Genomic DNA, 22323 nt, shown 5'->3' with positions numbered 1-22323 from the left:
CTCCCGCACCGACTCCGCCAGGCTCGACTCCCCCCGGCTGAGCGCCTCGCAGGTCTCGGCGTCCAAGACCAGCCGGGCGTCGGGCTCCCCGGGGGCCGGTCCGTCGCCGTACGCGGGACCGTCCTGGAGCCCGCCGACGTACAGATGGAACTGGCCTTCCTCCAGCTGCACTTCGACGAGTCCTTCACCCTCCAGCGCGCGCAGCAGGGGCAGCGCGAACCAGTGCGCGCGTACCGCGTCGGTGGGCCGCCGTGCGCCGAGTTCGGGTCCGCCCCAGGCGCCGAGGGCCTGGAGCACGGGCAGCAACTCGCGTCCGCGCGGGGTGAGTTCGTAGACGTAGGCCGCGCCGGGCGGGGGCAGCCTGCGGCGGCCGGCGAGGCCGTCGCGTTCCATGTCCTTCAGCCGTGAGGCGAGTACGTCCGTGCTCACGCCGGGCAGGTCGGCGTGCAGGTCCGTGTAACGGCGCGGGCCGGACAGCAGTTCCCGGACGATCAGCAGGGTCCAGCGGTCGCCGACGAGGTCGAGGGCGCGGGCCGCGGAACAGTACTGGTCGTAGCTTCGGCGAGGTGACATGCGACGCAGTCTAGACAAGTCGTTGGACTTTCCAAGCTCCTACTTGGTAAAACCAAGCAACACAGGTAACCGGAGAGGCAGCAGCGCATGGAGTTCCGGCAGTCGAGCAAGCTCAGCGAGGTCTGTTACGAGATCCGCGGCCCGGTGATCGAGCACGCCGACGCACTGGAGGAGGCGGGCCACAGCGTGCTGCGCCTCAACACGGGCAATCCCGCGCTGTTCGGCTTCGAGGCGCCCGAGGAGATCCTCCAGGACATGATCCGCATGCTCCCCAAGGCGCACGGCTACACCGACTCGCGCGGTGTCCTCTCCGCCCGCCGGGCCGTCGCCGGGCGCTACCAGACCCTGGGTCTCGAGGTCGGCGTCGACGACGTCTTCCTCGGCAACGGCATCTCCGAGCTGATCTCGATGGCCGTACAGGCGCTGGTCGAGGACGGCGACGAAATCCTCATCCCCGCCCCGGACTTCCCCCTGTGGACGGCGGTCACCACGCTCGCCGGCGGCAAGGCGGTCCACTACCTCTGCGACGAACAGGCCGACTGGTACCCGGACCTGGACGACATGGCTTCGAAGATCACCGACCGCACCAAGGCCGTCGTCATCATCAACCCGAACAACCCCACCGGCGCGGTCTACCCCAAGGAGATCATCGAGGGCATCCTCGACCTCGCCCGCCGGCACGGCCTGATGGTCTTCGCCGACGAGATCTACGACCAGATCCTCTACGACGACGCCGTGCACCACTCGGTCGCCGCGCTCGCCCCCGACCTGGTCGTGCTCACCTTCTGCGGCCTGTCCAAGACGTACCGAGTGGCCGGCTTCCGCTCGGGCTGGCTCGTGGTCACCGGCCCCAAACAGCACGCGAAGAACTATCTGGAGGGCCTGACCATGCTGGCCTCCATGCGGCTGTGCGCCAACGCCCCCGCGCAGTACGCCATCCAGGCCGCGCTCGGCGGCCGCCAGTCCATCCACGAACTGACCGCGCCCGGCGGCCGGTTGTACGAGCAGCGCACGGTGGCCTGGGAGAAGCTCAACGAGATCCCCGGCGTCTCCTGTGTGAAGCCGAAGGGCTCGCTGTACGCCTTCCCGCGCCTCGACCCCAAGGTCCACCGGATCCACGACGACGAGAAGTTCGTCCTGGACCTGCTGCTGCGGGAGAAGATCCAGGTCGTCCAGGGCACCGGCTTCAACTGGCCGGCCCCCGACCACTTCCGCATCCTGACGCTGCCCCACGCGCAGGACCTGGAGGCGGCGATCGGCCGGATCGGCCGGTTCCTGAGCGGATACCGGCAGTAGCCGGAGGGGTTGGCGGGATTCACGTTCGAGGAGAGCGGGGATGCCATAGAGTGCGGCCACTGATCCGCAGGGGCCGGGGGATGGGGGGATCCCGGGTGTTCTCGTCTCGTCGCCGTGCCGCGAAGGGGCCCTCGGGCTTACGGGCCCGGCTCGCGCTGCTGGTCCTGAGCGTCGGCCTGCTCGGCAGCCCCTGGGCACAGGGTCCGGTGCGTGATTTCTACGAGCGGAAGTTCTACGTCGAGGGGTCCGACAGCAAGACCCTGCGCCGACTCCTCGAAGCCGCGTTCGTCCCCGCCTGGGACACCTCGGACGCGCGGTACGGCACCACGGCCGGACTGGTCGTGAACGACCTCGCCGTCCTGTTCCTGCTCGCGGGCCTCGCCTTCTTCGTATGGCGGATGCCGGCCCGCGGGAGGACGGGCCCGCTGCGCTGTCTCGTCGCAGGCGTGTCCGTCTCGGTGGCGTCCACGCTCGTGTGGTGGGGCCTGCACACGGCCTTCGTCCCCGAGTGGCGGCTGCCCCCGGCCGACATGATGCTCGACTACCTGCTGCCCAGCGGCCTGCTGTTCGGCCTGGTGGCGGGCGCACTGCTCGTGCTCCTGACCGGCGGGCCGCGACGGGCCCGGGCCGGAAGCTCCGTCGGCGCCCGCACGGCGCCGCTCCGCCGCTGGAGAGAGGGAGGGCCCGGCATGACGACGGCGCCGGTCCACATGCCGGTCGGGAGCACACCGGGTGACGTCACCCGGTATCTGTGCGCCGCGGCCTACACGAACGAGAGCTTCGCCGAACGGGTGGTGGAGGACCTCCTGGCCGACGAGGCCGGCGCCGTGGCGACCTCGCCCGGAGTCGACCTGGTGACGGTCGCACGGCACTGCCTGACCGCCCAGGACCTTCGCCGGCGCCGCGATCTGCGGCTGACGGCGGCCTTCACCGTCCTGGCGGTGTTCGCGCCCCTGTGGCTGGTGTTCGTCACGGTGTTCCTGTCGGCGAGCCAGTGGGCCGGCGGGCGGCCGAGCCGGGCCACCCGGGGCCGCCACCAGCCCGAGAACAGGGTGCTGGTGGGCACCGCGATCACCGCGGGCATCACCGGGCTCGTCGCCTTCGCCTTCGGCGTCCTCGTCTCGGCGCTGCCCGCCCCCGGCTTCGTGAGCTGGCTGCTGGGCTCCTACCTGGCCGGGGTGCCGGCCGTGCTGCTGTCCCTGGCGACGGTGGCGTCCGCCTACGTCACCGTCGTACGCCATGACCTCGCCGTCGACCGGCTGCTGCGCACGACCATGACGCGCGAGGCCTTCGCCCGGCAGCCCCGGCCGACCGTGCCGCGGCGCAAGTGGATGGCGGAGCGGCTGGCCGCCATCAGGGAGGCGCAGGAGGGGAACGTCACGGTGTACAGCGGGTACACGCCCTTCATCGGCTACGCGGAGGCCGCCGCGCAGTGGTCGATCGCCGTGCCGCTGCTGCCCGCCGGGGACCCCATGGGCAGGGTCGCGCGCCCCGCGGGGCCGCAGTCGTTCACCGTCACCGAGCTGGTCGACCACGTACGCGCGCGGCTGCGCGCCACCGCCACGCGCGGCACGCAGGACGGGACGGCGGCGGACCTCGCCGAGTCCCTCGCCTCCCTCGTCGTCGAGGACCGGGTCTTCGCGAGCGGCACCAGCATCGGGGACGACGAGCGGTTCATCAGGGTCAGGAGCCTCGCCCCGGCGGCACGGCTGTCGGCCGAGGAGGTCGAGCGGATCACGGAGCGGCCCACCGGGGCGGTCCGGCACTATCTGGCGGTCCATGTGCCGCTGTGGGGCGGGGACGTCGTGCCGAGCGTGTTCCTGCACTTCTCGACCACGGGACGGACCCTCCACCTGCACTCCAGCAACCATGTGCTCGGTCCGGTGCGCGCCGACTACCACGTCGTGGACCGGCTGCGCGGCCCCCTCTCCCCCGCTGCCCGGCGCGGACTGCTGCTGGACGCCGTCCCCCGCACCGGCAAGGCCTTCTACGCGGCGCCGGCGCGGGCCCTGCGGCAGGCCTACTTCGACGAGCGGCACAGCAGACGGATGGTGGACGAGCTCAAGGCCCTGGAGCAGGACCCGGTCTACGACTTCGGCGCCCGGGTGAGCGTGCGGGAGCTGGCGCTGAGCCCGAACTACCACAACTACTTCCAGGTCGTGGACGCCACCCGGATCACGGCCCTGGTGGAGCGGCACACCCTCGCCGCGATCCGCGAGTTCCTCGACGCGCGCGGCTACGACATCACCGACTTCCGCGCCCAGCAGCAGACCATCCTCAACCAGGGGCTCATCCAGCAGGGTGGGACGAGCATCATCGGCAACCAGGCCATCGGTTCCGGCGCGACCGCCACGCAGAACGTTTCCGAGCAGCCCGGGGCGGCGGCCACGGGTGCCGTCGGTGGCTCCGGCAAGTAGTCCGGGCAGTCAGTTTCGGCGAGCAGGAGATCCGCATCATGGGCAACGACGACGGACGCCAGGACCCTCCGGTCAACAACGGCGTCATGATCAGCGGCGGCACCCACCACGTCGGCAACCAGGCCGTGGGACACCGCGCGCAGGCCTTCTCCGGCTCGGTCTCCTTCCAGCCGCAGGACGCCGAGCGCACGGCCGAACTCCTCGCGTACGTCGAACGGCTGCTGGAGGAGCACCGGGCGGCCCTCGCCGACCCCGACGCCACCACCAGGGAGCTGCGCCGCCTGCGCGAGGAACTCGAGGAGCCCGAGCCCCACCCGACGGTCCTGCGCCGCGCCCTCGACCGCCTCAACGAGTTCGTGCAGCCGGTGACCCCGCTGGTGGTGGCGGTGGGGCAACTCGCGCAGTCGGTGCAGGGGTTGCCGGGGGTCTGAGGGAGGCTCCGGGCAACAGGCCCGGCACGGTGGGGCCGGGCCCTCGGGGCGGACGGGTCTTTCCGCCACGTCTCCCCCGGCCGTCCGGACCAGTGCGTCCTGCGCGGCACCGGGACCCTGTGGGACCGTGCTGGAAGGCGAGCGGGAAAGGTCGGGCGTGTGGGTGATCTCTTTCTGGTGCGGCACGGCGAGACCGAGTGGTCGCGCTCCGGGCGGCACACCGGCTCGACGGACGTACCGCTGACCGAGCGCGGCCGGGAGGAGGCGCGCCGCCTGGTGCCGCTGATCCGCTCCCACCGCATCGGCGCCGCCTTCGTCAGCCCCCTCCAGCGGGCCCGGGAGACCGCGGAGCTCATCGGGCTGCACGACCTGCGGGTCGACGTGGATCTGCGCGAGTGGGACTACGGCGGCTACGAGGGCGTCACCACCGTCGAGATCCAGCGGGAGCGTCCGGACTGGTTCCTGTTCACGGACGGGGTGGCGCCCGGTCCGCCCGAGCACCCCGGGGAGAGTCCGGAGCAGGTCGGCGAGCGGGCCGACCGCGTGCTGGCCAAGGTGGACGCGGCCCACGCGAACACCGAGGGGTGCGTGGTGCTGGTGGCGCACGGCCACTTCCTGCGGGTGCTCACCGCCCGGCGGCTCGGTCTGCCCGCATCGGCCGGGGCGCTGTTCCAGCTCGCGACGGGGACGCTGTGCCGGCTGGGGACCGAGCACGGGCGGCCGGTGATCGCCGGGTGGAATGTCAGACCGCCGTCGTAGCCTTCGAAGCGGAGGGGGCCGGTGATCCGTACGGCCGTCGTACGCCCCCCGCCCGGAAGGAGCACGCCGTGTCGCGACCGCCCACCGCCGCGCAGCGGCGTGTCATCGACGCCGCCGACCCCGTCACCGGGCGGCTGCGGGGCACCGGGGCCCAGCTGGAAGCGCTGGTGAAGCGCGGGCTGGCCTTCCGGCATCCGAGGCCGCCCCACGACCACTTCCTGACCCCGGCCGGACACCGGGTACGCGAGACGGCCGAGGAGGCGCCCGCACCGGCCGAGGCCCCCGACGCCGGCGTGTTCTCCGCGCACATCGGCGGCACGGAGGAGCCCGCCGACACCGGCCCCGCCCGGACCCGTGAGGTGCACAGCGCCTGGCAGGGGCTGCTGGAGCTGCGCCGGATGACCAACCCCGACGGGTCGACGGACCGGCCCTGCGGCTGGGAGCGCGCGCACCTGGTGCAGGCGGCCGCGCTGGCGCTGGAGGCGGCCGGGCACCCGCCGGAGGCGGGGGGCTCGTCCGGGTACCGGGTGCGCGCGACCCCGCAGCCCGAGGCGGTGGCCGTGCACGCGCCGGACGGCGAGACACTGCGGGCCTGCGCGACCACCCTGGAGCGGGCCGGCTGGCAGGCCGGCGAGTACACGGAGCCGCGGACGAGGGCCCGGTACCTGCTGGCCTCGCCGCGCCGGGTGTAGGGGGCACATGTCAGGATCGGGTGCAGCAACTGCCGTGGTGTGAGAGGGGATTGACGTGAGCGAGCCGTTTTCCGTGCCGGTGACCGTCCGCGGGTACGAGACGGACGTACAGGGCCACCTCAACCAGAGCGTGTACCTCAACTACGCGGAGCACGCCCGCTGGTCGCTGCTCAGGGCCGCCGGGATCACCCAGGCCGAGCTCATCGGCAGCGGGGTGGGGCCGGTGGCGCTGGAGACCACCATCCGTTATCTGCGGGAACTCCTGGCCGGCGACGAGGTGGAGGTGACCTGTGCCTTCGAGTGGGGCGAGGGCAAGACCTTCCGCATCCGGCAGACGATCCGCAAGCAGGACGGCACCGTGGCCGCCGAGATCACCGCCGTCGGCGGTCTGATGGACCTCAAGGAGCGGCGCCTGGTCCCGCACGCGGGTGAGGTGCTCAAAGGCCTGGCCACCGATCCGAGCCTGCTGTAGGTCAGGCCGCCGGCTCCGGTTCCCGCTCGGCGTCGCCGTGCGCCCGAGGAGGTGCCTCGACCTGCCGTCAGGCGGCCGCGGGCGCGTCGTGGCCGGTCGCGCAGTTCCCCGCGCCCCTACGGGGCCCGGTCACAGCCACCTTGACCGCACCCACCCAGGGGCGCGGGGAACTGCGCGACCGGCCCCCACCGGCCCGCGGTCAAAGGGCCTGCCGGAACACCCCCCTGTGATCCTCCACCCACTCCCGGTACGTCCGCGCCGGGCGCCCCAGCACCTCCGCCACATCGCCGGTGACCACCGCGTTCCCGCCCTCGGCCACGAAGCGGACGCTCCGCAGCATCCCCTGCGCCGACTCCTCGCTCCAGCCGGAGGCCACCAGCAGCTCACGCGTCTGGGCCGGGGTCAGGTCCCGGAGTTCCACCCGGCGGCCGAGCACCTCCCCCAGCACGGCCGCCTGGTCCCGGGGACTGAGCGTCTCGGGTCCGGTCAGGGTGTACGTGCGCCCCGCGTGCCCCGGACCGGCCAGCGCCGCGACCGCGATCTCGGCGACGTCCCGCGGGTCGACGACCCCCTGCCGGCCCGAGCCCAGCATGTTCGGCACCGGCTCACCCGCGCGGAGCGCCCCCGCCCAGCTCGACGTGTTGGACGCGAAGGCCGACGGCCGCAGGATCACCCACTCCAGGCCGCTTCCCCGGACCGCCTCCTCGCCGTGGCCGTGCGCTATCCCGCCCAGGCCCGTCCTGGGGTCCCCCGCGCTGATCGCGGACAGCTTCACCACGCGCCGCACTCCCGCCGCCCGGGCCGCCTCCACCATTCCCCGGTCGCTGCCGGCGTCCTCCGGTCCGAAGACACCGACGAGGAAGGCTGCGTCCGCGCCCGCCATGGCCGACGCCACCGAGCCGGGGTCGCGAGGGTGCCCCCGGACCGCCTCCACCCCCGGGGGCAGCTCGGCCCGCCCCGGGTCCCGCGTGAGGGCGCGCACCTTCTCGCCGCGTGCCACCAGCCGTCGTACGACATCGCTTCCGATGGTGCCCGTGGCACCCGTGACCAGGATCATGGGGTCCACGGTGGGCGCGGCACCGCCCCGGCCGATAGGAAATTCCGGCACGTTTCGCGCGTCCCGACTCCCCGGTCCCGCGCTTACGGTGGAGGCGTGACCGACTCCGTTTCCGAGCGTGCCCCGCGCGCTCCCGAGCCGCTGGGTCCGTGGATCGCCGGGATCGGGGCCCTGGCCGTGGCGGCGGATCCCCGGGAGCCGTTCGTCCGGCTGCCGGACCCCGCGACCAAGGTGATCGTCCGCAGGGAGGCGCGCGGCCGGCCCACCCTGCTGGTGGCGGGGCCCCGCGCCCGGGCCACGTACCACGAGGGCAAGCGGGGCGTGTCCTGCCTGGAGGTACGGCTCGCGCCCGGCACGACCCGTCCGCTGCTGGGTGTCCCCGCGGTGGATCTCGTCGGACGGATCGTGCCGCTGGGCGCGCTGCCGAGCCCGGGCGCACGGCGGCTGGCGGACGAACTCGGGCGGCTGGAGCCCGAGGACGTGGCCGCCCGGCTCGCGGACGTCCTCCCCGACCGGCTGCCCGACGCCGCCGACCGGGCGCGCGCCGAACTGCTGCGGGCCGCGGTCGCCGCACTGTCGGTCCGCTCGGGCGGCACGCCCCGTCCGGTCGGCGAGGTGGCCCGTGAACTCGCGGTCAGCGAGCGCCAGTTGCGCAACCTGTTCAGCGAGGGCGTCGGGCTCTCGCCCAAGCACTACGCCCGCATCGACCGGGTCCGCGCCGTGCTCGACCGTGCCACCGAGCTCGCCGCGGCCGAACTGGCCGCGGTCACCGGCTACTACGACCAGTCCCACATGACGTCCGACTTCCGCACCCTGATGGGCGTCCCGCCGCGCTCCTACTTCTCCGGACGGCTTCCCGCTCCCCGCGCCTGCCAGGTGATCGACAGACCGTGAGCCGACTCCACAGTGCCCTGCCGTCGCCTCCTCACGGCATTTTCAAGTCGCCGCGCGACCCTCAACACCCGTTCACAGCGCCCCGCTTGGAGACGACGTGGCCTTCCTGTCCAGATCTGCCGCCCGCCGCACCCTGCTGGCCGCCCTCGGAGCCGGCGTGCTGAGCTCCCGCCGGCCGTCCGCCGCGGCCGCGGACCCGGCCGGGCTCGACGACCCGGTCAAGAAGGACCTCGCGATGCGGCTGGTGTCCAGCGCGGAGAACTCCTCGCTGGACTGGGAGGCGCAGTACGCCTACATCGAGGACATCGGGGACGGCCGCGGCTACACCGCGGGCATCATCGGTTTCTGCTCCGGTACGAGCGACATGCTGGCGCTGGTCGAGCTCTACACGCGGCGGGTCCCCGACAACCCGCTGGCCCGGTATCTGCCCGCGCTGCGGGCGGTGGACGGCACCGGCTCGCACGACGGGCTGGACCCCGGCTTCCCCGCGGCCTGGCGGGAGGCGGCCGGGTCCGCCGCCTTCCGCCGGGCGCAGCGGGACGAGCGGGACCGCGGCTACTTCGACCCGGCGGTCGCACGTGCCAAGCAGGACGGCCTCGGCACGCTCGGCCAGTTCATCCACTACGACGCGATGGTCATGCACGGCCCCGGCTCCGACGCCCTGAGCTTCGGCGGCATCCGGGACCGGGCCCGCGAGAGGGCCGACACGCCTGCCGACGGCGGCGACGAGACGACGTATCTGCACGCCTTCCTGGACGCCCGGGTGTGGGCGATGCGGCAGGAGGCGGCGCACCATGACGTGAGCCGGGTCGAGACCGCCCAGCGGATCTTCCTGGAGCAGGGCAATCTCGACCTGGACCCACCCCTCAGGTGGAGGGTGTACGGGGACGGCTACGAGATCGGCTGAGCGGGGACGGCCTCCATCGGGTGGGTGACCTCCTGGGCGTCCCGGCCCCGGCCGAGATGGTTGAAGACCAGGTTCAGCACCACCGCGGCGACGCACCCGGTCGAGATCCCCGAGTCCAGGACGATCCGCGCGGTCTCGGGGAAGGCGTGGTAGAACTCCGGCGCGGTGATCGGGATGATGCCCACGGCCAGCGACACGGCGACGACCAGGACGTTGTTGTCCTTCTCCAGGCCCGCCTTGACCAGGGTCTGGATGCCGCTGGCAGCCACCGAGCCGAACAGCACCACTCCGGCACCGCCGAGCACCGGGCGGGGCACGACGGCGATGAGCGAGGCGGCCATGGGGCACAGGCCCATCAGGACGAGGAAGGCACCGCCGGTGGCGACGACGTAGCGGCTGCGGATCCTCGTCATCGCCACCAGGCCGATGTTCTGGGCGAAGGCGCTGCACATGAAGCCGTTGAAGAGGGGGCTGATCGCGGAGCCGAGGGTGTCGGCGCGCAGGCCCGCCGCGATGGTCCGCTCGTCGGCCGGGCGCTCGACGATCTCGCCCAACGCCAGCATGTCGGCGGTCGATTCGGTCATCGAGACCACCATCACCACGCACATCGACACGATCGCCGCGACCTGGAACTGCGGTGCGCCGAAGTGGAACGGTGTCGGGAAGCCGACGACCGCGGCGTCCGTGACCGGCCCGAAGTCCGTGGCGCCGAACGGGATCGCGACCACGGTGCCGGCCACGAGGCCCAGCAGCACCGCGACCTGCTTCACGAAGCCCCGGGTGAAGCGGCGCAGGAGCAGCACGATGAGGAGCGTCGCCGCGGCCAGGCCCAGGTTGGTCGTCGAACCGTAGTCCCCGGCCGAGGGGTTGGGCCCCTGCGCCCAGCCGAAGGCGACCGGCAGGAGCGAGACGCCTATCAGGGTGATGACGGTCCCGGTGACGACCGGCGGGAAGAAGCGGACGGCCTTGCTGAAGAAGGGGGCGGCGAGGAAGCCGAGGAGTCCGGCGACGATCACGGCGCCGAAGATGACCGGCAGGGCGTCGGACCTGTCGTCGGTGGAGGCGACGACCGCGGTCATGGGGGCGACGCCGGCGAAGGTGACGCCGTTGACGAAGGGCAGTCGGGCGCCGATCCGCCAGATGCCGAGGGTCTGGAGGAAGGTGGCGAGGCCCGCGGTGAACAGGCAGGCGCCGGTGAGGAAGGTGAGGTCGGCGGGGGAAAGGCCGACGGCCGCGCCGACGATCAGCGGCGGGGCGACGACTCCGGCGTACATGGCGGCCACGTGCTGGAGGCCGGTGGTCGCCATCTTCAGGGCGGGGAGCTTCTCGTCGACGGGGTGGACTGACACTGCGGCTCGCCTCCGGGCGGTTACACGTCGGCGTTGACGTGGGTTTCATGGAGGTGGTGCGAGTGGTCGTGCGGGACCGGGAACGGAGACCGTTCCGGGGCGCGTGCGTCCAGCACACGCCCCGGCCACGGCCGCCGAGGACACCACAGGGCGTCCACGGCTGCCGACCGGGAGCCGTCCCTCCCGGCCGGAGATCGATGCCGTACGGGACTCAGTGGCCGGCGATACGGGCCAGGCGCTGCGCCTGCTCCCGCGTCGAGCGGGCGATCTCGTCCTCGTCGACGTGCAGCAGGCGGCCGTCCTCGACGATCTGGCGGCCGTTGACGAACGAGGCCGTGACCGGGGCCGCCGCGCCGAGGACCAGTGCGGTGACCGGGTCGGCGATCGAGGCGTGGGCGAGGGTGTCGAGCTTCCAGAGCACCAGGTCGGCGAGCTTGCCCGCCTCCAGGGAGCCCGTCTCGGCCGCGCGGCCCAGCACCTGGGCGCCGCCGTAGGTGCCGAGGCGCAGGGCCTGGCGGGCGTTCAGCGCGGCTTCCCGGTGGGCGCCGAGCCGGTTGATGAGCAGGGCGTTGCGCAGTTCGGTGTGCAGTTCGCCGGACTCGTTGGACGCGGTGCCGTCGACGCCGAGACCGACCGGGACACCGGCCGCGAGCATGTCCGGGACCCGTGCGATGCCCGCGGCCAGCCGGGCGTTGGACGAGGGGCAGTGGGCCACGCCCGTCCTCGTACGGGCGAAGGCGGCGATGTCGGAGTCGTTCATGTGGACGCAGTGCGCCATCCACACGTCCTCACCGAGCCAGCCGGTGGACTCGAAGTAGTCGGTGGGGCCCATGCCGAACAGTTCCTTGCAGAACTGCTCCTCCTCGACGGTCTCCGAGCCGTGGGTGTGCAGCCGTACCCCGAGGCGGCGGGCCAACTCGGCGCCCTCCCGGAGGAGTTCGGTGGAGACGGAGAAGGGTGAGCAGGGCGCGACGGCGACCTGGGTAATCGCGTCGAAGGAGGAGTCGTGGTGCTCCTCGACGGTCGCCTCGGTCGCGGCGAGGGCGCCTTCGAGGGTCTCGACGGCGAAGTCCGGGGGCAGGCCGCCGTCCTTCTCGCTGCGGTCCATGGAGCCGCGGGCGAGGGTGAAGCGGACGCCGGTCTCGCGGGCGGCGCGGATGATCGCGCCGGACAGGTCGCCGGAGCCGGCGGGGAAGACGTAGTGGTGGTCCATGGCGGTGGTGACGCCGCCGCGGGCCATCATGGCGAGCGAGCCCTGGGCGGCCGCGTAGACCATCTGCTCGTCGATGCGCGCCCAGGTCGGGTAGAGCGCGACGAGCCAGTCGAAGAGGTTGTGGTCGGTGGCCAGGCCCCGGGTGATCCACTGGTAGTAGTGGTGGTGGGTGTTGACCAGTCCGGGGGTCACCAGGTGGCCGGTGGCGTCGATACGGCGGTCGACGTTCTCCAGGCCCTCGGGGGCCCTGCCCGCGCCGAGCGACTCGATGCGGTTGCCGGCGATGACGACGTGTCCGCTCGGGTACTCGGTGTCGTGCGCGTCCACGGTCGCGATCGAACAGTTCTCGATGACGATGCGCCGGTCAGCTGCCATGGTTCGTCCTTTGCGCTGGGTGGAGAGGGCACGGCAGGACCCCGGGAGTTTGAGTGCCGCGGGTGCCGCGACGGAGCTGCTAGAGGTTGGTGAGGTCCACCGGGATCCTCGGCTCGACGCCGTCCCGCAGGACGGTCGCCTCGATCAGGCCGTAGGGCCGGTCGGCGGCGAAGTACACCTCGTTGTCGTTCTTCAGGCCGAAGGGCTCCAGGTCGACCAGGAAGTGGTGCTTGTTCGGCAGGGAGAAGCGGACCTCGTCGATCTCGCTGCGGTTCTCGATGATCCGCGCACCCATCTGGTACAGGGTCTGCTGGAGCGAGAGCGAGTACGTCTCGGCGAAGGCCTGGAGCATGTGCTTCCGCACCTGTTCGTAGGACTTCTCCCAGTGGGGCGCCTTCTGCTCGTCGTCGGTCCAGTTGAAGCGCCAGCGGGCGGAGACCTCGGTGGCCAGGATGCGGTCGTACGCCTCGGTCAGGGTCGTGTACTTGTCCTTGACGTAGCCCCAGAACTCGGAGTTGGTCGAGTTCATCACCGTGAGGTCCTTCAGGCCCGAGACGACCTCCCACGACGAACCGTCGTAGGTGATCTGCGTCAGCCGGGTCTCCTGGCCCTTGCGCACGAAGGAGTGCTTGACCTCGTCGGCGCCGATGAACCGGGAGTTGGCGTCGGAGGCGGCGATCCGCTCCCAGGCGTACTCCTCGATGCGGATACGGGCCTTCTTGATCGGTTCCTGCGAGGTCACGAAGTGGCGGGCCAGGTGGATGCCGAACTGTTCGGCGGACTCGATGCCGTACTCCTTGGCGAACGCGTACACCGTGTTCTTGGTGGTGTCGGTCGGCAGCACGTTGGCGTTGGAGCCGGAGTAGTGGACGTCGTCCATGTCGCCGCTCAGCGCCACCGAGACGTTGAGGTCCTTGATGTGGTGGGTGGCGCCGTCCCGCGTGATCCTGACGACGCGGTTCTCGGCCTTGCCGTACTGGTTCTGTCCCAGCATCACAGGGCGCCCGGGGCGGGAATTGACGGTCATGTAGCTAGCTCCCTCGGTAAACGGAGTAGCCGAACGGGTTGAGCAGCAGCGGTACGTGGTAGTGCTCGCCCGGCACGACGGCGAACGTGATCGCCACCTCCGGGAAGAACGCACCGGCACCGCTGTCCCGATTCGCGGGGGCGTCCTGCTGCGCATCGGCTTGCTTCTTCAAGAAGTACGGCTCCACGGCGAAGTCGAGCCGTACGTGGGTGGTCCCCTCCGGCAGCGCCGGCAGGTCCTTGCACCGTCCGTCCGCGTCGGTGGCGGAGCCGCCGAGCGCCTGCCAGTCCGCCTGCCGGCCGGCGCGGACCGCGAGCTGGACGGGGACGCCCTCGGCGGGGCGGCCGACGCTGGTGTCCAGGATGTGCGTGGACACGGATGCGGTGGTGCTGGTGCTCATGGTCGGGCGTCCTCTTCGACGATGCGGGCGAGCCGGATACGGTTGATCTTGCCCAGCTCGGCGCGGACGATCTCGCGTTCCCGCTCCGGCGCGTTGCCGATCCGCTCCTTGAGCGCGTCGCGCATCTGCTCGGCGCTGCGGCCGGTCGCACAGATCAGGAAGACGTGGCCGAACCTCTCCTGGTACGCCAGGTTCAGCTCCAGCATCTCCGCCCTGAGTTCCTCGGAGGCGCCGGCCATGCCGCGCTGTTCGCGGGCGGAGGTCGGGTCCCCGGGCTTGGGGCGGCCGATCGGCGGGTGGCCGGCCATGGCCTCGGCGAGGTCGTCGGCGGTCAGCTCGCCCATGGCGGCGTCGCTGGTGGTGTAGAGGTCCTCGGCACTCGCGTAGGGGCGGGCGGCGAGCAGACGCCGAACCCACGCCGTCGAGGCACACGCCTCCAGGAGGACGGCGTGGGCCGCGTGCTCCTCCAGGACGTTGAACCGGGCCAGGCCGGGGGACGTGGAAGTCGAAGTCACGGAGTCAGCTAACGCCCCCGCGCGACACCACGTCAACACTTTGTTGAAAATTCGGGGTTACGAAACCTGGAGGGAACCGGAGCCTACGCTTTGTCCCGGTTCAGGTAGTTGTAGACCGTGAAGCGGCTCACCCCGAGGGCGCTCGCCACGGTCTCCACGCCGTGCCGTACGGAGAAGGCGCCGCGCGCCTCCAGTATCCGGACGACCTCCTGCTTGGCCTTGCGGTCCAGGTCGGCGAGCGGCCTGCCCTGCCTGCGCTCCATGGCGGCCAGGATGTGGTCGAGGGAGTCCGCGAGCTGCGGCAGCCGTACGGCGACCACGTCGCTGCCCGCCCAGGAGAGCACGACGTCGTCGGGGCCGGCCTCGTCCGGCGGGAGCATCTCCCCGCCCATGGCGTCGACCAGCGGCTTGACCGCCGCGATGAACGGCTCGTCGGCGCTCACGCGTCGGCCTCCCCGAGGACGTTCACCTGGAGGGAGATGCGGGTGGCACCGGAGGCGAGGGTCCGGCGCAGCAGGGCGTCCACGGCGGTGAGCACCTCGTCGACGCCGCCTTCGGCCGTGTTGCCGAACGGGCCGACGTCCACCGCGTCCAGCTCGGCCGCCTCGATCACCTCCCGGGCCACGAGCGCGTGCGCCGGGGCCTCGTCGAGGTCGAAGGGCTCGGTCGTGAACTCCACTCTCAATCGCACGCGCACAACGTAACCCGCGGTGCCGTTTTCCGTCGGGCCCTCTTGACAACGCCTCCAACCCGACGGCAATCTTCCAATAAGCAGAAACTAACTTCCACAATGCGGAATTAATCACTTATGGAACTACTCGACACGGAAGGGAGCGCCGACCCGATGGGATTCGCCGACCAGCGCTTCAACGTCAACCTGTCGATCCTCTTCACGGAACTCCCGCTCCTGGAGCGCCCCGCGGCGGCCGCCGCGGCCGGCTTCACGGCGGTCGAGCTGTGGTGGCCCTGGATCGACACCCCGACCCCCGAGCGGTCCGAGCTCGACGCCCTGAAGAAGGCGATCGAGGACGCGGGCGTCCAGCTCACGGGCCTGAACTTCTACGCAGGCGAGCTGCCGGGCCCCGACCGCGGCGCCCTGTCGATCCCCGGCGAGGAGTCGGAGCGGTTCCGCGCCAACATCGACGTGGCCGCCGACTTCGCCGCATCGCTGGGCACGAAGGCGCTCAACGCCCTGTACGGCAACCGTGTCGACGGCGTGGACCCGGCCGAGCAGGACGCGCTCGCGCTGGAGAACCTGGTCCTCGCGGCGCGCGCGGCCGACCGGATCGGCGCGATCCTCCTGATCGAGGCCCTCAACAAGCCCGAGTCCCCGCGGTACCCGCTGGTGAGCGCGCCCGCGGCGGTCGGGATCGTCGACAAGGTCAACGACGCGACCGGCCTCGGCAACGCGAAGTTCCTGATGGACCTCTACCACCTGTCCATGAACGGCGAGGACCTGCCGGCGGTGATCGAGGAGTTCACCGCGAAGACCGGCCATGTGCAGATCGCCGACAACCCGGGCCGCGGCGCTCCGGGGACCGGCTCGCTGCCCCTCGACGACCTCCTCGACCGACTGCGGAAGGCGGGCTACGACGGCTGGGTCGGTCTCGAGTACAAGCCGGGCGACCGCCCGAGCGCCGAGACCTTCGACTGGCTGTCCCGCTGACCCCCCTTTTTTCCTGAGAGGCACCCCATCATGAGCAACCTCGCGCATTCCTCCCACCCGGCCCGCCCTGCGATCGCCTGGATAGGACTCGGCATCATGGGCTCCCCCATGTCCGAGAACCTGGTCAAGGCGGGTTACGACGTCACCGGCTTCACCCTCGAACAGGACAAGCTGGACCGGCTGGCCGCCGCCGGCGGCACCGCCGCCGGTTCGATCGCCGAGGCCGTGCGGGACGCCGACGTGATCATCACGATGGTGCCCGCCTCCCCGCAGGTGGAGGCCATCGCCTACGGCCCCGAGGGCATCCTGGAGAACGCCCGCTCCGGCGCCCTGCTGATCGACATGTCCTCGATCACCCCGCAGACGTCCGTCGACCTGGCGAAGGCGGCGAAGGACAAGGGCATCCGCGTTCTGGACGCGCCCGTGTCCGGCGGTGAGGCCGGTGCGATCGAGGCCGTGCTGTCCATCATGGTCGGCGGTGAGCAGGCCGACTTCGACGAGGCCCGGCCGGTCTTCGAGGCGCTGGGCAAGACCATCGTGCTGTGCGGTCCGCACGGCTCGGGCCAGACCGTGAAGGCCGCGAACCAGCTCATCGTCGCCGTCAACATCCAGGCGTGCGCCGAAGCCGTGGTCTTCCTGGAGAAGTCGGGCGTGGACCTCAAGGCCGCGCTGGACGTCCTGGGCGGCGGCCTCGCCGGTTCGACCGTGCTGACGCGCAAGAAGGACAACTTCCTCCAGCGGGACTTCAAGCCGGGCTTCCGCATCGACCTGCACCACAAGGACATGGGCATCGTGACCGACGCCGCCCGCAACGTCGGCGCGGCCCTGCCCGTCGGCGCCGTGGTCGCCCAGCTCGTCGCCAGCCTGCGTGCGCAGGGCGACGGGGGCCTGGACCACTCGGCGCTGCTGCGGGCCGTGGAGCGCCTGTCCGGCGCCCAGGTCTGACCTCCCCCGAGACTCCGGGCGGCGCCACCGCTGACATCTGTCCTGTCGCGCCCAGGCGGTGGCGCCGCCCGGAACCATGCCCACCCGTTCACCAGTCTGTCGAGGATTGCCCACCATGTCGCAGCGCGTGCTCACCACCGAGTCCGGCGCCCCGGTCGCCGACAACCAGAACTCCGCCTCCGCCGGCGTCGGCGGCCCGCTCCTCCTCCAGGACCAGCACCTGCTGGAGAAGCTCGCCCGCTTCAACCGTGAGCGGATCCCGGAGCGGGTGGTGCACGCCCGCGGTTCCGGCGCGTACGGCCACTTCGAGGTGACGGACGACGTCACGGGGTTCACCTGCGCCGACTTCCTGAGCTCGGTCGGCGGCCGCACCGAGGTCTTCGTGCGCTTCTCGACCGTGGCCGACTCGCTCGGGGGCGCGGACGCGGTCCGTGACCCGCGCGGCTTCGCGGTCAAGTTCTACACCGCCGAGGGCAATTACGACCTCGTCGGCAACAACACCCCGGTGTTCTTCGTCAAGGACCCCCTCAAGTTCCCCGACTTCATCCACTCGCAGAAGCGGGATCCCTTCACGGGCCGTCAGGAACCGGACAACGTCTGGGACTTCTGGGCGCACTCCCCCGAGGCCACGCACCAGGTGACCTGGCTGATGGGCGACCGCGGCATCCCGGCGTCGTACCGCCACATGAACGGCTACGGCTCGCACACCTACCAGTGGACGAACGCCGAGGGTGAGGCCTTCTTCGTCAAGTACCACTTCAAGACCAACCAGGGCATCCGGTCGCTGTCGTCGGAGCAGGCCGCGGAGATCGCGGGCCGGGACCCCAACTCGCACCAGACGGACCTGCTCCAGGCGATCGAGCGGGGTGTGCACCCGTCCTGGACGCTGTACGTGCAGCTCATGCCGGCGGCGGAGGCGGCGGACTACCGCTTCAACCCCTTCGACCTCACCAAGGTATGGCCGCACGCCGACTACCCGCTCCAGCGGGTGGGCCGCCTGGTCCTGGACCGCAACCCGGACAACGTCTTCGCCGAGGTCGAGCAGGCCGCGTTCTCCCCGAACAACTTCGTGCCGGGCATCGGTCCTTCGCCGGACAAGATGCTCCAGGGCCGGCTGTTCGCGTACGCCGACGCGCACCGCTACCGCCTGGGCGTCAACCACACCCTGCTGGCGGTGAACGCTCCGAGGGCGACGACCGCGCAGAACTACGGCCGGGACGGGTTCATGGCCACCAACCCGCAGGGCCGCTACGCCAAGAACTACGAGCCCAATTCCTACGGCGGCCCGTCGGAGACCGGCCGCGCCCTGTCCGCGCCCCTGGCGGTCAGCGGCTGGACCGGCACCCACGAGGCGGCCCGGCACACCAAGGACGACGACTTCTTCCAGGCGGGCGAGCTGTACCGCCTGATGTCCGCCGACGAGAGGTCCCGCCTGGTCGCGAACATCGCCGGGGGACTGTCCCGGGTCTCCCGCGACGACGTGATCGAGAAGAACCTGGCGCACTTCCACGCGGCCGATCCGGAGTACGGCCGGCGCGTGGAGGAGCAGGTCCACGCCCTGCGCGAGGACTGAGACTCCCTGACCGCGCCCGAGGTGCCCGCGACCCGGATGAGGGGTGGTCGCGAGGTACGGGTGCGGTCAGGGGAGGACCGCGGCGGCAGGCGAGCCAGTGCGGTGGTGAAGGTCCCGGGCCCTCCTTCTTCGACCTGAGGGAAGGAGCGCGTTCCCGGTGCCGTCGCGGCCGCCGCGGTCCCGGCAGGACCCCTGTGGGGGGATGGCAGAGCGCCGGACACGGACGGTCCCGTGTCCGGCGCTCCGTCGTGTCCGGGGTGCGGAATCCTGCAGAGCGCAGGACGCTGAAGGCATGGCAGCGCAATCGGCACACCAACCGCATGTCGTGGTGCACGCTCCTGGCCTGGACGGGTCCCGGCGGGTCACCGCGGACGACGAGAACCTGGGCGTCGCCTCGCACCTGGACGACGTCGTCGAGCTGCTCCGGCTCGCCGACCTGGACCGGATCGAGGTCGAGGACGACGACATCGTGGAGTGGCAGGGCGGCGGTCCGGACGACTGGCCGGGCCTGTCCGGACCCCACGACCGGTGAGCGGGCGTACGGCAGCGGTCGTACGCCCGCTACGGAATGCTCAAATCAACCTCTGAACATGGGTCGGAGGGCTTCAACGGGTCCCGGCACCGGGCACATTCTCTACACGTGAGGGCCCGCCGGCACGGGGGCGGCGGGCCGCGCGACGGGGGACGGCCTCGGGGGAGCCGGGCACGGAAAAGGGCGGTCCCACCATGACGGTGGGACCGCCCTTCGCCGTGCGGGGTGTCAGACCCTCAGCGGCTTGACCGACGTCGGCGCGTGGGCCGGTTCCGTCGCGATCTCCTCGAACTCGACCACGTTGCCGATGTCGTTCGTCGTCGACATCGAGATGTTGGTGACCCGCTCCAGGATGGCCTCGACGACGACCGGCACCTGGAACTCGGCGGCGAGCTTCTTGGCCTGCTCCAGGGCGGCGCCCAGTTCCGCCGGGTCGGTCACCCGGATCGCCTTGCAGCCGAGGCCCTCGGCGACCTTGACGTGGTCGACGCCGTAGACGCCCAGCTCCGGCGAGTTGATGTTCTCGAACTCCAGGTTCACCTGGAAGTCGATGTCGAAGGCGCGCTGGGCCTGGCGGATGAGGCCCAGGTAGGAGTTGTTCACCAGGACGTGGATGTACGGGATCCGGTGCTGGGCGCCGACCGCCAGCTCCTCGATCATGAACTGGAAGTCGTAGTCGCCGGAGAGGGCGACGACCTGTGCCTCCGGGTCGGCCTTGGCGACGCCCAGCGCGGCCGGGATCGTCCAGCCGAGGGGGCCCGCCTGGCCGCAGTTGATCCAGTGCCGGGGCCGGAAGACGTGCAGCATCTGGGCGCCGGCGATCTGGGAGAGGCCGATCGTGGAGACGTACCGGGTCTCCGGGCCGAAGGCCCTGTTCATCTCCTCGTAGACGCGCTGCGGCTTGATGGGGATGTCGTCGAAGTGCGTACGGCGCTGGAGGGTCGCCTTCTTCTCCTGCGCCGAGGCCGCCCACGCCGAGCGGTCGGGCAGCCGGCCCGCCGCCTTCAACTCCCGCGCCACCTCGACGAAGAGCTCCAGGGCGGCCTTCGCGTCGGACGCGATGCCGTAGTCCGGCGCGAAGATCCGGCCGATCTGGGTGGGCTCGACGTCGACGTGCACGAACTTCCGGCCGGCCGTGTAGACGTCCAGCTTGCCGGTGTGGCGGTTGGCCCAGCGGTTGCCGATGCCGAGGACGAAGTCGGACTCCAGGAAGGTGGCGTTGCCGTAGCGGTGCGAGGTCTGGAGGCCCACCATGCCGGCGTTCAGCTCGTGGTCGTCGGGCAGGACGCCCCAGCCCATGAGGGTCGGGACGACCGGGACGCCGGTCAACTCGGCGAACTCGACCAGGAGTTCGGCGGCGTCGGCGTTGATGACACCGCCGCCGGCGACGATCAGCGGGCGCTCGGACTCGTTGAGGAGGGTGAGCGCCTTCTCGATCTGGGCGCGGCTCGCGGCCGGCTTGTAGACCGGGAGCGGCTGGTACGTCTCCGGGTCGAACTCGATCTCGGTGAGCTGGACGTCGATCGGCAGGTCGATGAGGACCGGGCCCGGGCGGCCGGAGCGCATGAGATGGAAGGCCTGCTGGAAGACACCGGGGACCTGGGCCGCCTCCAGGACGGTGACCGCCATCTTCGTCACCGGCCCCGCGATGGAGGCGATGTCGACGGCCTGGAAGTCCTCCTTGTGGATCACGGCGGTCGGGGCCTGGCCCGTGATGCACAGGATCGGGATCGAGTCGCCGGTGGCGGAGTACAGCCCGGTGATCATGTCGGTGCCGGCCGGGCCGGAGGTCCCGATGCAGACACCGATGTTGCCCGGGTGGGTCCTCGTGTACCCCTCGGCCATGTGCGAGGCGCCCTCCACGTGGCGGGCGAGGGTGTGGTGGATGCCCCCGGAGGCCTTGAGCGCGGCGTAGAAGGGGTTGATCGCCGCGCCGGGGACACCGAACGCGTCCGTGACACCTTCGCGCTTGAGGATCTCAACTGCCGCGCGGGCAGCGGTCATTCGAGCCATCGAGTACTCCTGCTTCGACTGCTTCTGATGCTTCGGCTGTCGGATGCGTACTCCCGTCGCGCCCCGCGGCGAGCACTTCCGTATCATGGAATATGTTTTCTACTATCTGGAAGCAATGTAGGTGGGCGGGTGAAGACCGTCAAGAGGCGGACAACCGGGCGGGCACTGGAGGACGATGTGGCCATGTCCGAGAGCGTGTCGGTGCGCTGTCCGGTCTGCCGGCGCGACCACCTCTACGCGGCGCCGTCGTACCCGTGCGAGTGCGGCGCTCCGGTCTGTCCGCCGCTGGACCGGCACAGCGCACCCACGGCCGTCGCCCACCAGGTGTGGGAGGAGGCGTGGGTCGCCGTGGAGTGCGCGGTCTGCGGCCGCGAGGCCGAGTGGCCGCAGCCGGAGCTGGGCTGTGGCTGCGGGACGGTCCTGCGGATCGCGGTCGCCGGGGGCACCTGCCCCGTGCCGCGGCCCGAGCCGGACGTGGGGGCCCCCGCTCCCCCGCGCCGCGCCTTCCAGCCCATCACGATCCGCACCGCGCGCGACGCAGTCACCGTCGCCGCGCTGTATCTGCGCTGGCTGGGCTACCAGGACATCCGGCGCGCGGACCAGCGGCCGCCGTCCGGCATCGGTCTGGCCGCCCGCGGACTGCTGGCCCAGGTGGATCCGACCGTACGGCCGGCCTCACCGCGGGACGTGGAGTGCCTGTGGCTGACGGCCATGACGGAGTCCGCGCACTGCGTGTACTTCTCCCTGGCCGGCTACACCAGCGAGGCCCGCACCCGCGCCGACACCCTGGGCGTCCCGCTGTTCGTCCTGGACCTGACGGGCACACCCCAGCCGGTGAACACCCTGGCGGACGAACTGGACGGTCCGTAGCGCCGGGCGTGGCGGGTGACCCCACGGGCCCGGGGGGCCAGACAGAGGCCGATGCAGCGCTGACCGACCGCTTTCCCATGGCCCGGGGCGGGGGTGAGGGCCGGCCGCCGGGGCGACTGGTGACAGGCCGCAGTGGCCGGGGCCGCGCAGACTCGCGCGGCCCACCGGCCGGCGGGGGCTGGGCGCGCAGTTCCCCGCACCCCTGGGCAGGTTGCAGTGGCCCGGCGCCACGGACGATCAGGGGCCGCCGCAGGCACTCAGGGGCGCGGGGAACTGCGCAAAACCCCCGCCCCCACCGTCCCCGCAGACGAACCCCGAGCACCGGACAGCGCCGCGGCGCTGTCCGG

23 protein-coding genes are annotated in these 22323 nt (G+C 71.6%); 13 read left to right on the top strand and 10 right to left on the bottom strand.

Translation table 11 applies throughout. The features are described from left to right. A partial coding sequence (locus AOJ26_RS26915) for a winged helix-turn-helix transcriptional regulator (protein WP_053850940.1) occupies positions 1 to 573 on the bottom strand: 573 nt, incomplete at its 3' end. 87 nt (positions 574 to 660) lie between these two features. Between AOJ26_RS26915 and AOJ26_RS26910 the strand changes: the two genes are divergently transcribed. The 6 genes from AOJ26_RS26910 (at position 661) to AOJ26_RS26885 (ending at position 6640) form a co-directional block, all read left to right on the top strand. Continuing rightward, on the top strand, positions 661 to 1869 hold the full coding sequence (locus tag AOJ26_RS26910; RefSeq protein ID WP_053850939.1) for a pyridoxal phosphate-dependent aminotransferase: 1209 nt from the start codon (positions 661 to 663) through the stop codon (positions 1867 to 1869). Positions 1870 to 1964: 95 nt separating this feature from the next. Continuing rightward, positions 1965 to 4286: a hypothetical protein gene (locus AOJ26_RS26905; protein ID WP_053850938.1), complete on the top strand. Its 2322-nt coding sequence runs from the start codon at positions 1965 to 1967 to the stop codon at positions 4284 to 4286. A 38-nt stretch (positions 4287 to 4324) separates the two neighbouring features. Further along, on the top strand, positions 4325 to 4717 hold the full coding sequence (locus tag AOJ26_RS26900) for a hypothetical protein (RefSeq protein WP_179200238.1): 393 nt from the start codon (positions 4325 to 4327) through the stop codon (positions 4715 to 4717). Positions 4718 to 4876: 159 nt separating this feature from the next. After that, on the top strand, positions 4877 to 5476 hold the full coding sequence (locus AOJ26_RS26895) for a histidine phosphatase family protein (RefSeq protein ID WP_053850937.1): 600 nt from the start codon (positions 4877 to 4879) through the stop codon (positions 5474 to 5476). Between the two features lie 68 nt (positions 5477 to 5544). Continuing rightward, positions 5545 to 6168, top strand: coding sequence for a hypothetical protein (locus AOJ26_RS26890; protein WP_053850936.1), 624 nt, complete (start codon positions 5545 to 5547; stop codon positions 6166 to 6168). A 55-nt stretch (positions 6169 to 6223) separates the two neighbouring features. Next, on the top strand, positions 6224 to 6640 hold the full coding sequence (locus AOJ26_RS26885; RefSeq protein ID WP_053850935.1) for an acyl-CoA thioesterase: 417 nt from the start codon (positions 6224 to 6226) through the stop codon (positions 6638 to 6640). Between the two features lie 199 nt (positions 6641 to 6839). Here AOJ26_RS26885 and AOJ26_RS26880 read toward each other — a convergent pair whose 3' ends face one another. After that, complete coding sequence (locus AOJ26_RS26880; protein WP_053850934.1) at positions 6840 to 7697, bottom strand: NAD(P)H-binding protein; 858 nt, start codon at positions 7695 to 7697, stop codon at positions 6840 to 6842. Positions 7698 to 7793: 96 nt separating this feature from the next. Here AOJ26_RS26880 and AOJ26_RS26875 point away from each other — a divergent pair, with 96 nt between their 5' ends. Continuing rightward, positions 7794 to 8591: a helix-turn-helix domain-containing protein gene (locus tag AOJ26_RS26875; protein WP_053850933.1), complete on the top strand. Its 798-nt coding sequence runs from the start codon at positions 7794 to 7796 to the stop codon at positions 8589 to 8591. 97 nt (positions 8592 to 8688) lie between these two features. After that, a complete protein-coding gene (locus AOJ26_RS26870) occupies positions 8689 to 9498 on the top strand; it encodes a chitosanase (RefSeq protein WP_053850932.1) in 810 nt (269 codons plus the stop codon). On the opposite strand, the gene AOJ26_RS26865 is transcribed toward AOJ26_RS26870, so the two are convergent. From AOJ26_RS26865 to AOJ26_RS26835, 7 genes are all read right to left on the bottom strand, one after another. Next, positions 9483 to 10847 carry a nucleobase:cation symporter-2 family protein gene (locus AOJ26_RS26865; RefSeq protein WP_053850931.1) on the bottom strand — a complete coding sequence of 455 codons (1365 nt, stop codon included), beginning with the start codon at positions 10845 to 10847 and terminating at the stop codon, positions 9483 to 9485. The two genes, AOJ26_RS26870 and AOJ26_RS26865, sit on opposite strands and share 16 nt — an antisense overlap. 211 nt (positions 10848 to 11058) lie before the next feature. Further along, complete coding sequence (locus AOJ26_RS26860) at positions 11059 to 12435, bottom strand: 8-oxoguanine deaminase (RefSeq protein ID WP_053850930.1); 1377 nt, start codon at positions 12433 to 12435, stop codon at positions 11059 to 11061. A gap of 79 nt (positions 12436 to 12514) precedes the next feature. Further along, a complete protein-coding gene (gene pucL, locus AOJ26_RS26855; RefSeq protein ID WP_053850929.1) occupies positions 12515 to 13462 on the bottom strand; it encodes a factor-independent urate hydroxylase in 948 nt (315 codons plus the stop codon). A 4-nt stretch (positions 13463 to 13466) separates the two neighbouring features. After that, complete coding sequence (uraH, locus tag AOJ26_RS26850; protein WP_053850928.1) at positions 13467 to 13862, bottom strand: hydroxyisourate hydrolase; 396 nt, start codon at positions 13860 to 13862, stop codon at positions 13467 to 13469. Next, complete coding sequence (uraD, locus tag AOJ26_RS26845) at positions 13859 to 14377, bottom strand: 2-oxo-4-hydroxy-4-carboxy-5-ureidoimidazoline decarboxylase (protein ID WP_053850927.1); 519 nt, start codon at positions 14375 to 14377, stop codon at positions 13859 to 13861. Before uraD ends, uraH begins: the two co-directional genes overlap by 4 nt. Positions 14378 to 14460: 83 nt before the next feature. Continuing rightward, positions 14461 to 14769, bottom strand: a complete 309-nt coding sequence (locus tag AOJ26_RS26840; RefSeq protein ID WP_179200239.1) for a helix-turn-helix domain-containing protein — start codon at positions 14767 to 14769, stop codon at positions 14461 to 14463. A 47-nt stretch (positions 14770 to 14816) separates the two neighbouring features. Continuing rightward, entirely contained in the window at positions 14817 to 15068 is a 252-nt protein-coding gene (locus tag AOJ26_RS26835; protein ID WP_078960039.1) for a hypothetical protein, read from the bottom strand. A gap of 153 nt (positions 15069 to 15221) precedes the next feature. Here AOJ26_RS26835 and AOJ26_RS26830 point away from each other — a divergent pair, with 153 nt between their 5' ends. The 4 genes from AOJ26_RS26830 to AOJ26_RS26815 all read left to right on the top strand — a co-directional run bounded on the left by AOJ26_RS26830 (position 15222) and on the right by AOJ26_RS26815 (position 19093). Then, the gene (locus AOJ26_RS26830) at positions 15222 to 16043 is read left to right on the top strand and encodes a TIM barrel protein (protein WP_053850924.1); all 822 of its coding nucleotides are present in this window, start codon (positions 15222 to 15224) and stop codon (positions 16041 to 16043) included. Between the two features lie 30 nt (positions 16044 to 16073). Next, positions 16074 to 16988, top strand: coding sequence for a 2-hydroxy-3-oxopropionate reductase (locus AOJ26_RS26825; protein ID WP_053850923.1), 915 nt, complete (start codon positions 16074 to 16076; stop codon positions 16986 to 16988). A 115-nt stretch (positions 16989 to 17103) separates the two neighbouring features. Next, positions 17104 to 18561 carry a catalase gene (locus AOJ26_RS26820; RefSeq protein WP_053850922.1) on the top strand — a complete coding sequence of 486 codons (1458 nt, stop codon included), beginning with the start codon at positions 17104 to 17106 and terminating at the stop codon, positions 18559 to 18561. Between the two features lie 292 nt (positions 18562 to 18853). Next, a complete protein-coding gene (locus tag AOJ26_RS26815; RefSeq protein WP_053850921.1) occupies positions 18854 to 19093 on the top strand; it encodes a hypothetical protein in 240 nt (79 codons plus the stop codon). Positions 19094 to 19321: 228 nt separating this feature from the next. Here AOJ26_RS26815 and gcl read toward each other — a convergent pair whose 3' ends face one another. After that, the gene (gene gcl, locus AOJ26_RS26810; protein ID WP_053850920.1) at positions 19322 to 21106 is read right to left on the bottom strand and encodes a glyoxylate carboligase; all 1785 of its coding nucleotides are present in this window, start codon (positions 21104 to 21106) and stop codon (positions 19322 to 19324) included. Positions 21107 to 21289: 183 nt separating this feature from the next. Between gcl and AOJ26_RS26805 the strand changes: the two genes are divergently transcribed. Then, positions 21290 to 21976 carry a hypothetical protein gene (locus AOJ26_RS26805; RefSeq protein WP_053850941.1) on the top strand — a complete coding sequence of 229 codons (687 nt, stop codon included), beginning with the start codon at positions 21290 to 21292 and terminating at the stop codon, positions 21974 to 21976. Positions 21977 to 22323: the final 347 nt, after the last annotated feature.

The organism is Streptomyces sp. NRRL B-24085 (assembly GCF_001282115.1).
In the GTDB taxonomy this organism is placed as follows: Bacteria; Actinomycetota; Actinomycetes; order Streptomycetales; family Streptomycetaceae; genus Streptomyces.
Note: the sequence above shows the minus strand (reverse complement) of the source record. Positions and strands in the feature narration are given on the sequence as shown.

Excerpts from the sequence above, each read along its gene's own strand:
- AOJ26_RS26805 (WP_053850941.1), top strand. The coding sequence starts at position 21,290 with ATGTCCGAGAGCGTGTCGGTGCGCTGTCCGGTCTGCCGGCGCGACCAC.
- AOJ26_RS26880 (WP_053850934.1), bottom strand. The coding sequence starts at position 7,697 with ATGATCCTGGTCACGGGTGCCACGGGCACCATCGGAAGCGATGTCGTA.
- gcl (WP_053850920.1), bottom strand. The coding sequence starts at position 21,106 with ATGGCTCGAATGACCGCTGCCCGCGCGGCAGTTGAGATCCTCAAGCGC.
- AOJ26_RS26900 (WP_179200238.1), top strand. The coding sequence starts at position 4,325 with ATGGGCAACGACGACGGACGCCAGGACCCTCCGGTCAACAACGGCGTC.
- AOJ26_RS26830 (WP_053850924.1), top strand. The coding sequence starts at position 15,222 with ATGGGATTCGCCGACCAGCGCTTCAACGTCAACCTGTCGATCCTCTTC.
- AOJ26_RS26820 (WP_053850922.1), top strand. The coding sequence starts at position 17,104 with ATGTCGCAGCGCGTGCTCACCACCGAGTCCGGCGCCCCGGTCGCCGAC.
- AOJ26_RS26840 (WP_179200239.1), bottom strand. The coding sequence starts at position 14,769 with ATGGGCGGGGAGATGCTCCCGCCGGACGAGGCCGGCCCCGACGACGTC.
- AOJ26_RS26815 (WP_053850921.1), top strand. The coding sequence starts at position 18,854 with ATGGCAGCGCAATCGGCACACCAACCGCATGTCGTGGTGCACGCTCCT.
- uraH (WP_053850928.1), bottom strand. The coding sequence starts at position 13,862 with ATGAGCACCAGCACCACCGCATCCGTGTCCACGCACATCCTGGACACC.
- AOJ26_RS26860 (WP_053850930.1), bottom strand. The coding sequence starts at position 12,435 with ATGGCAGCTGACCGGCGCATCGTCATCGAGAACTGTTCGATCGCGACC.
- AOJ26_RS26910 (WP_053850939.1), top strand. The coding sequence starts at position 661 with ATGGAGTTCCGGCAGTCGAGCAAGCTCAGCGAGGTCTGTTACGAGATC.
- pucL (WP_053850929.1), bottom strand. The coding sequence starts at position 13,462 with ATGACCGTCAATTCCCGCCCCGGGCGCCCTGTGATGCTGGGACAGAAC.
- AOJ26_RS26825 (WP_053850923.1), top strand. The coding sequence starts at position 16,074 with ATGAGCAACCTCGCGCATTCCTCCCACCCGGCCCGCCCTGCGATCGCC.